Origin of the sequence: Pseudomonas sp. BIGb0176 (assembly GCF_024810175.1) — a bacterium.
Lineage (GTDB): Bacteria > Pseudomonadota > Gammaproteobacteria > Pseudomonadales > Pseudomonadaceae > Aquipseudomonas > Aquipseudomonas protegens.
Genome location: NZ_JANUEC010000006.1, coordinates 48934 through 63350, shown reverse-complemented (window position 1 = coordinate 63350; position 14417 = coordinate 48934). Strand labels below are relative to the sequence as shown.

11 protein-coding genes are annotated in these 14417 nt (G+C 64.7%); 9 read left to right on the top strand and 2 right to left on the bottom strand.

What is annotated here, in order from left to right; translation table 11 throughout:
- Positions 1-174: 174 nt before the first annotated feature.
- Entirely contained in the window at positions 175-2280 is a 2106-nt protein-coding gene (locus M2395_RS28825) for a mechanosensitive ion channel family protein (protein WP_041120721.1), read from the bottom strand.
- Between the two features lie 213 nt (positions 2281-2493).
- On the opposite strand from M2395_RS28825, the gene M2395_RS28820 reads away from it, so the two are divergent.
- Positions 2494-3705 (top strand): MFS transporter, encoded by a 1212-nt coding sequence (locus tag M2395_RS28820; protein ID WP_041120030.1) that lies wholly within the window; start codon positions 2494-2496, stop codon positions 3703-3705.
- Between the two features lie 16 nt (positions 3706-3721).
- On the opposite strand, the gene M2395_RS28815 is transcribed toward M2395_RS28820, so the two are convergent.
- A complete protein-coding gene (locus M2395_RS28815) occupies positions 3722-4663 on the bottom strand; it encodes a GlxA family transcriptional regulator (RefSeq protein WP_217438384.1) in 942 nt (313 codons plus the stop codon).
- Between the two features lie 159 nt (positions 4664-4822).
- Here M2395_RS28815 and M2395_RS28810 point away from each other — a divergent pair, with 159 nt between their 5' ends.
- From M2395_RS28810 to M2395_RS28775, 8 genes are all read left to right on the top strand, one after another.
- Positions 4823-5389: a cysteine hydrolase family protein gene (locus tag M2395_RS28810; RefSeq protein ID WP_123431452.1), complete on the top strand. Its 567-nt coding sequence runs from the start codon at positions 4823-4825 to the stop codon at positions 5387-5389.
- A 730-nt stretch (positions 5390-6119) separates the two neighbouring features.
- Positions 6120-8003 (top strand): 3-dehydroquinate synthase, encoded by a 1884-nt coding sequence (locus tag M2395_RS28805; protein ID WP_123431451.1) that lies wholly within the window; start codon positions 6120-6122, stop codon positions 8001-8003.
- Entirely contained in the window at positions 8000-8884 is an 885-nt protein-coding gene (locus M2395_RS28800; protein WP_011063756.1) for a UbiA family prenyltransferase, read from the top strand. The genes M2395_RS28805 and M2395_RS28800 overlap by 4 nt, the downstream gene beginning before the upstream one ends.
- A complete protein-coding gene (locus M2395_RS28795; RefSeq protein WP_019094226.1) occupies positions 8881-9648 on the top strand; it encodes an EboA domain-containing protein in 768 nt (255 codons plus the stop codon). Before M2395_RS28800 ends, M2395_RS28795 begins: the two co-directional genes overlap by 4 nt.
- Before the next feature lie 51 nt (positions 9649-9699).
- Positions 9700-10584, top strand: coding sequence for a TatD family hydrolase (locus M2395_RS28790; protein WP_011063758.1), 885 nt, complete (start codon positions 9700-9702; stop codon positions 10582-10584).
- Complete coding sequence (gene eboE, locus M2395_RS28785; RefSeq protein ID WP_123431450.1) at positions 10581-11819, top strand: metabolite traffic protein EboE; 1239 nt, start codon at positions 10581-10583, stop codon at positions 11817-11819. The genes M2395_RS28790 and eboE overlap by 4 nt, the downstream gene beginning before the upstream one ends.
- Complete coding sequence (locus M2395_RS28780; protein ID WP_053160190.1) at positions 11809-13254, top strand: alkaline phosphatase family protein; 1446 nt, start codon at positions 11809-11811, stop codon at positions 13252-13254. Before eboE ends, M2395_RS28780 begins: the two co-directional genes overlap by 11 nt.
- Positions 13233-14414, top strand: coding sequence for a hypothetical protein (locus tag M2395_RS28775; RefSeq protein WP_011063761.1), 1182 nt, complete (start codon positions 13233-13235; stop codon positions 14412-14414). The genes M2395_RS28780 and M2395_RS28775 overlap by 22 nt, the downstream gene beginning before the upstream one ends.
- The last annotated feature ends 3 nt before the right edge of the window (positions 14415-14417 follow it).

Here is a 14417-nt window from a genome sequence, read left to right as displayed (position 1 = left end):
TGAGCCCTGCGCCACATCTAGCGGCCTCTTCGCTGGCAAGCCAGCTCCTACCCAGGCAGCAGGCGCCCTTCCAGACAATCCACGCCCACCCTCGTAGGAGCCGGCTTGCCGGCGAAAGGGTCCGTGAGCCCTGCGCCAGATCCAGCTGCCCTTACGCTGGCCGTCGTTGCGCAATCATTGCGGGCGGGGGGATTCGGGGAGCAGCAGCGCCGAGTCGTCCTGTTCCGGTTCGTCTTCATGCACCCGCCGCGCCGGTAACACCACCGGCTGTGGATAAGTCTGGGCGAAATGCACCCAGGGGCAGTTATCCACAAGCTTTTTCAGACGCTGGTTGAAGGCCCGGCTCACCGCGTACTGGCCGCCGGACACCGTGCGGAACTGGGCCGTCAGCACCACGCCGTTGAGGTCCATCTTGTCCACCCCGAACACGTCCAGGCCGCCTTGCAGGTTGTAGCGCAGGAAGCTGTCCTCGCTGATGGAACGCCCGGCTTCGCGGATCAGTTCGATGGCCTTGTCGACGTCGGTGTCGTAGGTGAACTGCACCGAGAAGAAGGCATAGGCGAACTGCCGCGACTGGTTGGTGACCGCCTTGATCTGGCCGAACGGCACCGAATGCACGAAACCCTTGCCGTCGCGCAGGCGCAGGGTGCGGATGGTCAGGCCCTCGACGGTGCCGGCATGGCCGGAGTCGAGCACCACCCAGTCACCAATGGACAGGGTGTCTTCGATGATGATGAACAGGCCGGTGATCACGTCCTGCACCAGTTGCTGGGAACCGAAGCCGATGGCCAGGCCTACCACCCCGGCACCGGCCAGCAGCGGCGCGACGTTGATCCCCAGGTTGGCCATGGTGGTGATCGCGCAGATCACCACCAGGATGATTTTGATCGCATTGCGCAGCAGCGGCAGGATGGTCTTGACCCGGGTACTGGGCTGACGCGCCGAACGCTTGTTGGCCGGTGGCTTGAGGGCCTCCTGGATCGCTGTGTCGAGCACCACCCACAGCAGCCAGGTCACCAGGAAGATCAGGCCGATGCTGCTCAGGGAGTCGCTGATGGCCCGGCCCACGGTATTGCGCTGGGCGAACTCGAACAGCGAGATCCCCCAGATGCGCCCGAGGATCTCGATGAAGGCGATGGCCATGACGATCCGCAGCAGGGCGTGCAACAGGCTCAGGAAACGCTCCTTGTAGGCGCTGCTGCGCTGAATCGTCTGGGCGCTACGGGACTTGAACAGGTGCTGCAGCACGGTGCTGAGGAACACCGTGGCGATCAGCAGCACGGTGGTCAGCAAGGCGCAGCGCAGGGCCTGCTGGCTGTCCTCGCCGGCACCGATCAGGCTCACCGCCGAGACCAGCACCATCAGCAGGATCGGCCAGTACCAGAGCCCGGAAAAGATCCGCAGCGACTCCTGCAACGCCGGCTGTTTCAGACGCTGGGCCAGAGAGCGGTTGCGGATCAGGTGCGCCACCGGCCGGCGCAGGCGGATCACCAGCACCGCGAAGATCAGCGAGGCCAGCAGGCCGGTGAACACCGCCACGCTGCTGGTGATATTGCCCCCCAGCTGGCGGGCGATCTGCGGGCTGGTCAGGGCATCGCTGAGAGCCGCAAGGAAACCGATCAGAAACAGCGGTTTCGGGCAGTAGCCACGGATGATCCGCACCGCGGGCCGCTTGTGCCCGACGTTGAACATCACGATCAGGCACAACAGCACCGAGGTCGAGACGATGCCGCTGCTGGTGGCATAGGCCAGGCACAGGGCCAGCGCCCGCCCCACCGAACCGTTCAGGGAATGGCTGACGTAAAGCGTCAGCGGCAGGCAGACCAAGGCCGGCAAGGTGTAAGGCAGCAGGTATTCCAACAGGCCCTGGCCTCGGGGCCGGGCTTGCAGCCAGGGCCGCTGGCTCAGCCGCCGTACCAGCAGCCCGGCCAGCACCGTGAGCAGGGCGAAGCTGCCCAGCCAGGTGCCGGACAAGGTGAGGAAATCCCCGGCCACGCTCCAGCCCGAACGGTCCGAGGGTTGGTTCACCAGGCGCCCCACTTCGTCCGCCGCGCGGTCGGCCCGCAGGCGCCAGGCGTCGATCAGGTTTTCATTGAGGTCGAGCTTGTCCTGGACATCGTCGATGCTCGAACTGATGGCGCCCAGCAGGCCCCCTTCCACCAGCAGTTCCGGCTTGGCCGGGGCCGCCGCCGGGGCTGTTGCGGCAGTGGCGGCGCAGAGCTCGCTGCTGCCCAGAACGAGCAGCATCCCGAGCAAGATCGCGGTCTTGAAATTCAACACAACGCAGGGCTCCTTCAGCAGGGTCTGTAAGGAACTGATCAGCAAACGCCCGGCAAGTTCGCTTCAGTTGCCCCCGGGGCCGGCGCGCCGGTGAACGACGGGCTCCGGGATCCTTGACCCACAGGCAAATATCTTGTGCCGATAGGGCTATTTTTCCGCACGAGTCAAACCCGGACACTGCGCGCCAATCCCACTTTCACCGGAGTTGCAGTGATGCCCATTGCCCTGCTCGCGCTGACCCTCAGCGCATTCGCCATCGGCACGACGGAGTTCGTTATCGTTGGCCTGCTACCCACCATAGGTACCGACCTCGGGGTCAGCCTGCCGTCCGCCGGCCTGCTGGTCAGCCTCTACGCTCTGGGCGTGGCGATTGGCGCCCCGGTGCTCACCGCCCTCAGCGGCAAGGTGCCGCGCAAGCTGTTGCTGCTGTCGCTGATGGTGCTGTTCACCCTTGGCAACCTGCTGGCCTGGAAGGCACCCGGGTATGAATCCCTGGTGCTGGCACGGATTGTCACGGGCCTGGCCCACGGGGTGTTCTTCTCCATCGGCTCGACCATCGCCACCAGCCTGGTGCCCAAGGAAAAAGCCGCCAGCGCGATCGCCATCATGTTCACCGGGCTCACCGTGGCCCTGGTCACCGGCGTACCCCTGGGCACCTTTATCGGCCAGCATCTGGGCTGGCGCGAAACCTTCCTCGCAGTGTCCGCCCTGGGGGTGATCGCCTTTATCGGCAGCCTGCTGTTCGTGCCGAAGAACATTACCCACCGCCCGCCGGCGTCGCTGCTGCAACAACTGCAGGTGCTCAAGCAACCGCGCCTGCTGCTGGTGTACGCCATGACCGCGGTGGGCTACGGCGGCTCGTTCATCGCCTTCACCTTCCTGGCGCCGATCCTCCAGGACATTTCCGGCTTCAGCGCCGGCACCGTGAGCCTGGTGCTGCTGGTGTACGGCGTGTCGGTGGCGGTGGGCAATATCTGGGGCGGCAAGCTGGCGGACCGGCGCGGACCGATCGGCGCCCTGAAGATCATCTTCGCCCTGCTCGCCGCGGTGCTGCTGATGCTCAGCCTCACCGCCGGCAACCCATGGCTGGCGCTGCTGACCGTGCTGCTGTGGGGCGCGGTGGCGTTTGGCAACGTACCGGGGCTGCAGGTCTATGTGGTACGTCAGGCCGAGCACTACACACCCCAGGCGGTGGACGTGGCGTCCGGCCTGAACATTGCCGCCTTCAACCTGGGGATTGCCGGTGGAGCCTGGCTGGGGGGCTTGATCGTCGCTCACCTGGGGCTGATCCACACCGCCTGGATCGGCGCGCTGGTGGTGCTGGTGGCCCTGGCCCTGACCGTGTTGAGCGGCCACCTGGATCGCCGCAACCCGCTAGCGTTCGCGCCGGCCGGCGGCAGCGTCCGGGCAGTGGCCGGCCACTGAACAGGCCGCAGCCGGGTTACGGTACCCGGCTTGCAGCCGTTGAGGTGGCACCGAAGCGATTGCGATATTCACTGGGCGCCAGCCCGGTGATTTTCCGGAACAGGCTGCGAAAGGTGGCAGGGTCCTGATAACCCACGGTCCAGGCGATGTGATCGATGCTGCCGTTGGTGAACTCCAGCAGTTCCCGGGCCTTGCCCACCCGCAGGTGCTGACAGTACTGGGTCGGCTTGAGGCCGGTGGCCGCCCGGAAGCGCCGCAGCAAGGTGCGCGGCTCAAGCCCCGCCTGCTGCGCCATCACCGGCAGCGAAACATCCACCGCGCCATTGGCCTGCAACCAGTGCTGGAGCTTGAGAATCGCCCCGTCGCCGTGGCTGAGGATCGGTGCGAAATTGCTGCCGCACTGGCTCGCGCTGGCACTGTGTTCCATCACCAGAAAGCGCGCCGTGGCACTGGCGATGCTCGGCCCCAGCAAGCGGTTCACCAGGCGCAGACCAAGCTCGGCCCAGGCCATCAGCCCGGCGCTGGTGATCAGGTCGCCGTCATCGACAATGGGTTTGTCCGCTTCCAGGCGCACCTGTGGGTAACGCTCGGCGAAGGCCTGGGCCGAGGTCCAGTGGGTGGTGGCGCTGCGGCCATCGAGCAGGCCGCTTTCGGCCAGCAGGATCGAGCCCACACAGACCCCGCCCAGGGTGGCTCCGGCGGCGTGTTGCTGGCGCAGCCAGTCCATCAGGGCGGCAGATGACTGATGGCTTGAGAAGCCCGCCAGCGAAGGCGGGATCAATACCGCCAACAAGGCCCCGGGGGCTTCGGCCAGGCTGTCGTGGACCCGCACCGGAGGCAGTTCGCCGCTGGCCTGCCAGTGGCTGACGCGCAACCGCGGCAACTGCGCCTGCGGCTGTTCGCCGGCAATCCGGTTGGCCACCTCGAACAAGTCGCTCAGGCCATGTACCGCCGCCATCTGCACACCGGGATAGAGCAGTACCCCCAATTCGGCGTGCGTGCCTTGAATACCCACTGTCAGTTTTCCCCCGGTTAATGTCGGTGCGGCCAATCCTCGAAGGAACGACCGATGGCGATACTGGCTCCCACGTCAATCACTCACCCGCAGGTATTACCCATGGCCAGACAGGCACTCATCGTAATCGATATCCAGAACGACTACTTCGCCGACGGCAAGTGGCCCCTGATCGGCGTCGACGCTGCAGCGGACAACGCCGCCCGGCTGATCCAGGCATTTCGCCAGAACGCTGAACCTGTGGTGCACATCCGCCACGAATTCACCTCCGACGACGCTCCCTTCTTCACTCCCGGCTCCCCAGGTGCGCAGTTGCACCCCAAGGTCCAGAACCACGCCGATGAGCCGGTGGTGCTCAAGCATTTCGTCAACGCATTCCGCGACACCGAGCTGCAATCGCTGCTCACGCGGGAGGGCATCGAGGAACTGGTGATCGTCGGCAACATGAGCCACATGTGTGTGGAAGGCACTGCCCGGGCCGCTGCCGACCTGGGCTACCCGGTCAAGGTGATCCATGACGCCTGTGCCACTCTCGACCTGGAGTTCGCTGGCCAGCGCGTGCCCGCCGCCCAGGTACAAAGTGCGGTGATGGCGGCCCTGGCGTTCGCCTATGCCAGCGTGCTGTCCACCGAGCAGTTTCTGGCGGCCGGGCAGGCCCCTGCGGCTTGATCACCCGCAAGCGGTGAGCCGTGGCTCACCGCAACTTCATGGCACCAGGCATTTCCCGGATTAAGTTCGCCGCTGTTTACCAAGAGGTTAATAGCGGCAAATGCCAATAGTTGCAGGACCTACAAGTTAACCATAATGCGCACGAATGATTCCTATTAACAAAAAACACTCCCCGACAACCCGCTCGGACAGCTCTATGGAACAACTAAATAACACCCCATTAATAAGCAAGCCATTAAATAGCTGACTAATAGTAATCAAGGGTTAATCCGTTATTTCAAAACCTGATTTGAAACATTTGTAAAAATCCATCAAGAGCTGCCCTCGCACATGGCTTAGTGCGCTTTCATGAAACGATTTTTTCTATATATCCAATTTTCATAATCTTTATAGCAAAGTAAAAAACAGCCCCACCGCCTATACCATCCCCAGCATTCATTGAGCAAGAACAGGCTCCACCGGACTTCTTGCAAGACGTTCAGCGGAGCCGCCCCGGACTAAACACGCACTTTCCCCTGAAGCCATAAAAGTGCCTTGCAGGCCACTTCATTCAACTTACTTGCAAAACCCTCGGCCTTGACTAAGTTGATAGCTACTCGCCACTGAAGTGTTCTTCAGCCGCCAGAAGATCAATAAAAACCGTCGAGGAATTCAATAACCAGACGCCCTCCTGCCCTACCCAGCTGACACTGACACGGAATCCAGTCATATCAATCAAGAGGGACGCTTGATGAAGCGCAGCTCGTTGTCTCGTGCCTTTTCACTCAAGGGTGCGGCCGAAAATTACTGGCTCTCGTTATTACTATTCTCGATCCTGGTTATCGCCAGTTTCCTGTTGTTTGAACAGCAGATCCAACAGCTGCTGAGTCACCTGGGTACCTTCCTTCCCACCGATCCCGTACAGCGCCTGAGCCTGGCCCTGTTGCTGGTAACCCTGTTGGCCCTGGACGTGCTGCTGCCCGTGCCCTCCAGCCTGGTGGCACTGCTGGCCGTGGCGGCCCTGGGCGCCATTGGCGGCTACCTGGTGATCTTCATCGGCCTGTGCCTGGGGGCCAGCCTTGGCTACTGGCTGGGGGCCGGCTACTTCCGCCTGCTGTCCAATTGGCTGGGGCTCAGGACCTGGCAACCCGGGCAACTGGCCTATCGCCTCAGCACCCTGTCGCTGGTGTGCCTGCGTGGCGTGCCGGTGCTGGCAGAAACCTCGGTGCTGGCCGCCGGCATGCAACGTTATCCGCTGCGCCAGTTTCTCCTGGTCACCACCCTGGCCAACGCCGGGCTGGCCCTGGCCTATGCCGCCATCGGCAGCCTGCTGGTGGAACAGAACGCCCTGCTGGCAACCATTCTCGCCAGCATGGTGCTGCCCGGGCTGTTCCTCGGCACCCGCAGCCTGTTCAAGAGCCGCCTGGCCCAGCCCCGGTACGATCAGGCGCAGTCTCTGGAGGGCCGCTTCCAGGTGAGCTACCACTACCCGGTGCTGTTCACCGATCACATCTTCCAGGCCGAAAACCCCTGCCTGCACCAACAACTGACCCGGCAGAACCCGGGGCGCACCACGGTGCTGGTATTTGTCGATGAACAACTGCTGCTGTGCTCGCCCCAGTTGCCGCTGCAGATCGACCACTACTTCAGCGCCCACGCCGCCGACCTGCATCTGCAGGCCGCACCGATCGCGGTGCCGGCCGGCGAATTGAGCAAGACCCCGGACGTGCTCCAGCAGCTGTACGCGCAGATGCTGGAACACGGCCTGGATCGCCACTGCTATGTGCTGGCCCTGGGCGGCGGCGCAGTGCTGGACGCAGTGGGCTATGCCTGCGCCACCTTCCACCGGGGCATGCGCCTGATCCGCATCCCGTCCACCGTGCTGGCGCAGAACGATGCCGGCATCGGGGTGAAGAATGGCATCAACGCCTTCGCCCAGAAAAACCTGCTGGGGGCCTTCTACCCGGCCACAGCGGTGATCAACGACTTCCAGCTGCTGCTCAGCCTTTCCCACCGGGACCAGATTGCCGGCCTGGCCGAAGCGGTCAAGGTCGCGGTGATCAAGGATGCCGCGTTCTTCCAGTGGATGGAGCAGCAGGCCGAAGCCCTGGCCGGTTTCGAGCACAACGCCAGCCGCTACGCCATTCGCCGCTGCGCCGAACTGCACCTGGGCCATATCACCGGTGCCGGCGATCCGTTCGAACGGGGCAATGGCCGCCCCCTGGACTACGGGCACTGGGCCGCCCACAAGCTGGAGAACCTCAGCCAGCATCGCTTGCGCCACGGTGAAGCGGTGGCCGTGGGCATGGCCCTGGATGCGCTGTATGCCAACGCCAGCGGCCTGCTGTCCGACGCCGACTGCCAGCGCCTGCTGCGACTGCTGGACAGGCTCGGCTTCAACCTCTGCCCGCCGGAACTGAGCCTGCGGGACAACCAGGGGCGTTCGCCGATCCTGGTGGGCCTGGAAGAGTTCCGCCAGCACCTGGGGGGCCAGCTGTCGATCCCGATGCTCAACCGCCTGGGCCAGTCGGTGGATGTGCACCAGATCGACATGCCGCTGATGGAACAGGCCCTGCTGCGCCTGGCGGGTTTCGGCGGGCCGGATTTCGCCTGGGGCCCGGGGTGCGCGCAATGATCCAATCGTCGCTGACCACCTGGCTGACCCTGGGCCGGGTCTCCAACCTGCCAACGGTATGGACCAATGCCCTGGCCGCCGCGCTGCTGGCCAGCAGCGCTACCACCCTGGCGCCGCCCTCGCCGCTGGTCTGGACCCTGCTGCTGGTGGCGCTCTCGGCGCTGTACCTGGCGGGCATGCTGCTCAACGACCTGATGGACGCCGACTGGGACCAGCAGCACCACAACCCGCGGCCGATCGTTCTCGGCCTGGTCAGCCGCGCCCAGGTCCGCCTGGCCACTGCCGCGCTGCTGCTGCTGGCGGCGCTGGCGGTCCTCGGCCTGAGCCGGATGATTGCCCAGCCCCACTGGCTGCTGGCCAGCGCCGGATTGCTGCTGCTGTTTATCCTTGGCTACAACCTTCTGCACAAGAAATATCCCCACAGCGTCTGGCTGATGGGCGGCTGCCGCTCAGCGCTGTACCTGACCGCCGCCGCCAGCCTGGCCATGCCGCCCCAGCCATTGTGGCTGTGCGCCGCGCTGCTGGGCACCTACATCGCCGGCTTGACCTACCTGGCCCGCCTGGAGCATCGCAACCAGTTGCTCAGCCGCCTGCCGCTGCTGCTCATGCTCAGCCCTCTGCTCCTGGCCGCCTATGCCGGCAACAGCGTGTTCTGGCTGGTCCTGCTGCTGTGGCTGGGCTGGTTGGGCTGGCACTACCAGCGCCACCTGGCCAACCCGCAACAACGGCAGGTCCGCGCCTTCATCGGTGCCGGGCTGGCCGCCCTGCCGCTGTTCGACGCCCTGGTGCTGGCGGTGGCCAACCAGCCCTTGGGCAGCCTGCTGTGTGTGCTGGTGTTCTTTCTGCTTCCCCACCTTCAACGCTGGATCAAGCCGACATGAACATGGACCCCATCGCCCCTGCACCGCCGGCGCTTGCCATTCGCCATGGTGCCTTCGCCGAGCGCCAGCAATTGCTGGAACGGCATCTGGACGACGACAGCCGAAGCTGGTGGCAGCAAGCCCGGGAACAACTGGCCCGGCAGCCCTCGGCCAACACCCTGATGCTGCTCAGCAGTCAGTGTCGGCGCCGCTTGGCCAGCGCACCGCTGGCCCCCAGCCCGGACTGCAACCGCACTCAACTGGCCCGGGCGCTGCTGCTGGCCCAGTTGCTGGAGCAGCAGGCCGGCGCCGGGCAACTGGCCCTGTTGCGCCAGCTGTTTCTCTGGGGCGACGACCAGGAAAAGGCTGCCCTGCTCAAGGCCCTGGATGACCTCGACAGCCAGGGGGCCAGCCTCGACCTGGCGCTCCAGGCCGGGCGCACCAACAACCGCGAGGTGTTCGCCGCCATCGCCCTGGACAACCCCTTTGCCGCGCGCCACTACCCGGAACGGGCCTTCCACCAGCTGGTGCTCAAGACCCTGGGCATGGGCCTGGACAGCCGCCACATCCACGGCCTGGCAGAACGGCGCAGCGTCGACCTCAACCAGTTGGCCCTGGACCTGATGGAAGAACAGCTGGCCGCCGAACGCGAGGTCGCCGACGGCCTGCCCCAGGCCATTGCCTTCGAGCTGTTGAGCCAGGCCCAGTTGCAGCGCCTGCGAGGCCTGTACCAGCAGGGACGATTGCCTGCGCACTGGCGCGACCACTTCCCGGCAGGCGGTTGACCCCCGGCAGCTGAGCCCACGATTTTTCCCGCACTCAAGCAAGGAGCCACCATGGCGAAGTACTTCGACCCGCACATTCATATGGTCAGCCGCACCACCGACGACTACCAGAACATGGCCGCCGCCGGCATCACCGGGGTCATCGAGCCTGCGTTCTGGCAAGGCCAGGCGCGCACCAGCGTCGGCAGCTTCATCGACTACTTCGACACCCTGCTGGGCTGGGAGCGCTTTCGCGCCAGCATGTTCGGCATCCACCATTTCTGCACCATCGGCCTCAACCCCAAGGAAGCCAACGACCTGTCGGTGGCTAACGAAGTGCTGGAGATCCTGCCGCGCTACCTGGTCAAGGACGGCGTGGTAGCGGTAGGGGAAATCGGCTACGACGACATCACCCCGGAAGAAGATCGCTTTCTCGCCGCGCAACTGGAACTGGCCAGACAGTTCAACCTGCCGGTGCTGGTGCACACCCCGCACCGCGACAAGATCGGCGGCACCAAGCGCACCCTGGCGGTGATCCGCGAGGTGGGCATCGCCGAAAACCTGGTGATCATCGACCACCTCAACGAACTGACCCTGCCCCTGGTGCTGGACAGCGACTGCTGGCGCGGGCACTCGATCTACCCCAACACCAAGATGTCGGAACAGCGCATGGTGGCCCTGCTGCAGGAATACGGCAGCGAAAAAATGGTGGTCAACAGCGCTGCCGACTGGGGCATCAGCGACCCGCTCAAAGTGCCCAAGACCGGCCAGGCCATGCTCGCCGCCGGCTTCAGCGAAGCCCAGGTGGAGCAGGTGCTGTTCCACAACCCGGTGGATTTCTTCGCCCAGAGCGGGCAGTTGGACAAGCAACTGGTGAGCACCCCGCTGCCGATCGACCAGCGCCGCCAGTGGCAGGACAACTCGGCCCTGAGGGGCCAGGAACCGGTGGTCAAATGAGTGCCCGGGCCGGCTGGAACGCCGCGCAGATCGGCTACTGCAGCAACGTGCACCCGGCCCATGACGTGGCCGGCCTACGGGCGTCGATCCAGGAACATTTCCAGGGTGTGCGGCGTCAGCGTGGGCTGGCGGTGCAGGACAGCGGCCTGTGGATCAGCGCCCAGGCCGCCGCCGAACTACAGGTGCCAGAGGTGCGCGAGGCCTTCATCGAACTGCTGCACGATTGTGGCCTGCGCCTGACCTCGCTCAACGGTTTCCCCTATGGCCAGTTCCATGAAGGCGCAGTTAAGGCCGAGGTCTACCGGCCCACCTGGGCCGAACCCCAGCGCCTGGAATACAGCCTGCAACTGGCGCATCTGCTGGCCGCCGCTCTGCCCCTGGATTGCCAGCAGGGGGTGATTTCCAGCGTGCCCTTCGGTTATGCCGCCACCTGGGACGAGGCCCAGCAGCAACAGGCCGAAACCCACCTGCGGCAACTGACCGCCGAGCTGGCCAGCCTGCATCGCAGCAGCGGCAGGAAGATCCTGGTGTGCCTGGAGATGGAGGCGGATTGCGTGCTGGAAAACACCGATCAGGCCCTGGCCTTTTTCAAGCACTGGCAGGCCACCGATCCCCATCATGGCTACCTGGCGCTGTGCTTCGACGTCTGCCATCAGGCGGTGGTCTTCGAAGACTGCTATCAATCCCTGCAACGGCTGCTGGATGCGCGGGTTCCGGTGGGCAAGATCCAGCTGTCCAACGCCCTGATCTGCCAGTTGCCGTTTGCCGATCGCCCACGCCGCCAGCAGGTACTGCAGGCCTTGGGCAACTTCGCCGAAGCCACCTACCTGCATCAGGTCAAGGCCCGGGATATGGCCGGGCAGCTACTGGCCTGGGCCGACCTGCCCGGGGCCCTGGACGCCGCCGAACCGGCCCAGGGGCAATGCCCCGAGTTGCGCATTCACTTTCATGTGCCGCTGTTCAGCGAACAGTTTCTACTGGCCGAGCTCAGCGGCAGCCAGCAGGCCTTGCTGCGCACCTTCGACTTTCTCGCCGCGCACCCGAACTTCCAGCCGGTGCTGGAGGTGGAAACCTACAGCTGGAACGTGCTGCCCGGTGCGCTGCGCCCGGACAGCGAGCAGGCCTTGCTGCAAGGCATCGCCGCCGAACTGCAATGGGTCGAGGGCCAACTGCGCCAGCGGCATCTGCTGCGTACCCACTCGTCTGCCCTGGAGGCTCCGGCCCATGCCTTCTGAACGCCCGCGCCAGCCCTTGCTGCTGATCAATGTGGTGGGCCTGACACCCAGCCTGCTGGGGCCGGCCACGCCGCGGATCAACAACCTGCTGCAACGGGCGCGAATGGCCCGGCTGCGCCCGGTGTTCCCCGCCGTGACCTCCACCGTACAGGCCTCGATCCTCACCGGGCTGCCGCCTTCGGAACACGGCATTGTCGGCAACGGCTGGTATTTCCGCGATCAGGCCGAGGTGCGTTTCTGGCTGCAGCCCAACGCGCTGATCCAGGGTGAAAAGGTCTGGCAGGCGCTGCAACGGGAGATCCCCGGCCTGCGCTGCAGCCAGCTGTTCTGGTGGTTCAACATGTATGCCCAGGTGGAGGCAGCCATCACCCCGCGCCCCCACTACCCGGCCGACGGGCGCAAGATGTTCGGCCTCTATTCGTCGCCTCCGGGGCTGCACGAACGCATCGAACAGCAGATCGGCGAGTTCCCCTTTCCGAGCTTCTGGGGCCCGGCCGCGGGGATTGCCTCCAGCCGCTGGATCGTCGACTGCGCCATCGCCGAGTTCCAGATCAGCCGCCCCGACCTGCAACTGATCTACCTGCCGCACCTGGACTACAGCCTGCAACGCCTGGGGCCGGAGCATCCGTCCATCAGCGACGAAGTGCGGGCCATCGACCATGAAGTCGGGCGCCTGCTGGATTTTGCCCAGCAGCAAGGCGCGGCCGTGATGCTGGTCTCCGAATACGGCATCGAGGCGGTGCAGCAGTCCATCTCGATCAACCGCGTGCTGCGCGAGCAAGGTCTGCTGCAGATACGTCGTTCACTGAGCTGGGAGCTGCTGGACCCCGGCGCCAGCGCGGCCTTCGCCGTGGTCGACCACCAGATCGCCCACGTCTATGTGCGCCAGCCCGAGGACATTGCCCGGGTCAAGGCCCTGCTGCTGCGCCAGCCCGGTATCGAGCAGGTGCTGGACAGGAGCGAGCAGCGGGCCTGCCAGCTCGATCACCCACGCAGCGGCGAGCTGGTGGCGGTGGCCGCCCCGGGCTTCTGGTTCGATTACTACTACTGGTTCGACGACCGCCTGGCCCCGGATTTCGCCCGCACTGTGGATATCCACCGCAAGCCGGGCTACGACCCACTGGAGCTGTTCATCGACCCGGCGATCCGCTTTCCCAAGCTGCGGGTCGCTCGCCGGCTGCTGCAGAAGAAGCTCGGCTTTCGCTACTACATGGACCTGATTCCCCTGGACACCTCACTGATTCGCGGCAGCCACGGACGCTTGCCCAGCAGTGCCGAGGCAGGGCCCCTGCTCATCACCGATTGCGATTTACCCCTGCCGGCGCACCTGCCGGCCACCGCGGTAAAGCACCTGCTCCTAGAGCATTTCCTAGGGCGCCCCTATGACGATACGGCTCAGGCCAAGGAGATTCCATGCGGCGAACCATCCCTATAGTCGTGCTCGGTGTGTTGAGCGGCCTCGCTCACGCACAGACCACGCCCGCCTTCAATTGCAGCAACTTCCTGACGTTCAATGGTGACCAGGCCGGCACCCTGAGCACCTTCAAGCAGAGCCCGGAAACCATGGCATGGAACTGGTTTGTGTGCCTCAACCAGCCGGCCGGCTCCGGTAGCCCGGAGCGGCTCTGGGAGACGTTCAAACCATCCGATGAGGTCTACCTGAGCAAGGGGCAGGCTCCCCAGCCCTACAGCACCCAGGCCAACCTGCCGAGCCAGGTGCAGACCCAGGCGCAGAAGATCCCGGGCATGAACACCAGCGGGCTGTTCCTCAACCTGGGCAACGACACCGACGGCAGCACCGACAACGGCACCCAGCAGGTCGATGGCCTGGCCCTGGAAATGGGCAACCAGGTGCCGGAAGCGCAACGGGGCCAGTCGGTGCGTTTTCACATGTTGATGGGCCAGGACACCTTCAACTACATCGTCCAGCAGAAGATCTACAACCGGAACGGCATTGCCGCCCTGACCAGCAGCCTGAACTTTCCCGCCACGGCCTGGGAGCTGAAGACCTCCTGGTTGTGGATCGGCAGCGATAGCACCTTCCAGGCGCAACTGGCAAAGGATGGCTACTTCATCGCCCAGGCCTACTACGTCGACAAGCAGGGCCAATACCACACCGGCTACGCCGGCCTCAGCGGCATGCACGTCATCAACAAGCTGACCCACGACTGGGTCTGGACCACCTTCGAGAACCGCAACAACAGCAAGTACACCGTGACCAACGGCACGCCGGCCAAGCCCATGACCAACATCACCGGGCCCACTGACGCGGCCCAGCCGGTGAATGCCACCTTCCAGCAGCAGAACCCCACGCTGGCCCAGTACGAGTTGATCGGCGTGCAGTACGACCAGGCCCAGGCCGAGCCCAAGCTGCTGGCCAACTCCCAGCTGGAATCAGCCTTCCAGAGCCACTCCTCGTGCCTGGCCTGCCACAACACCGCGGCCTATTCGAGCAACAACACCTACTTCAACTTCGCCTTGAAAGAGGATGGCGGGATCGTCTACCCCACCACCGTACTACCGGACTCCGACTTCGTCGGCTACCAGAAACTGGACTACGTCTGGTCGCTCAAACGCGCCCAGTGGCAGCGCTAAGGA

What these genes read in the sequence shown, in the direction of transcription:
- M2395_RS28775 (WP_011063761.1), top strand. Translation starts at nt 13,233, where the DNA reads ATGCGGCGAACCATCCCTATAGTCGTGCTCGGTGTGTTGAGCGGCCTC.
- M2395_RS28780 (WP_053160190.1), top strand. Translation starts at nt 11,809, where the DNA reads ATGCCTTCTGAACGCCCGCGCCAGCCCTTGCTGCTGATCAATGTGGTG.
- M2395_RS28795 (WP_019094226.1), top strand. Translation starts at nt 8,881, where the DNA reads ATGAACATGGACCCCATCGCCCCTGCACCGCCGGCGCTTGCCATTCGC.
- M2395_RS28800 (WP_011063756.1), top strand. Translation starts at nt 8,000, where the DNA reads ATGATCCAATCGTCGCTGACCACCTGGCTGACCCTGGGCCGGGTCTCC.
- M2395_RS28815 (WP_217438384.1), bottom strand. Translation starts at nt 4,663, where the DNA reads ATGGCGGCGGTACATGGCCTGAGCGACTTGTTCGAGGTGGCCAACCGG.
- M2395_RS28810 (WP_123431452.1), top strand. Translation starts at nt 4,823, where the DNA reads ATGGCCAGACAGGCACTCATCGTAATCGATATCCAGAACGACTACTTC.
- eboE (WP_123431450.1), top strand. Translation starts at nt 10,581, where the DNA reads ATGAGTGCCCGGGCCGGCTGGAACGCCGCGCAGATCGGCTACTGCAGC.
- M2395_RS28805 (WP_123431451.1), top strand. Translation starts at nt 6,120, where the DNA reads ATGAAGCGCAGCTCGTTGTCTCGTGCCTTTTCACTCAAGGGTGCGGCC.
- M2395_RS28790 (WP_011063758.1), top strand. Translation starts at nt 9,700, where the DNA reads ATGGCGAAGTACTTCGACCCGCACATTCATATGGTCAGCCGCACCACC.
- M2395_RS28820 (WP_041120030.1), top strand. Translation starts at nt 2,494, where the DNA reads ATGCCCATTGCCCTGCTCGCGCTGACCCTCAGCGCATTCGCCATCGGC.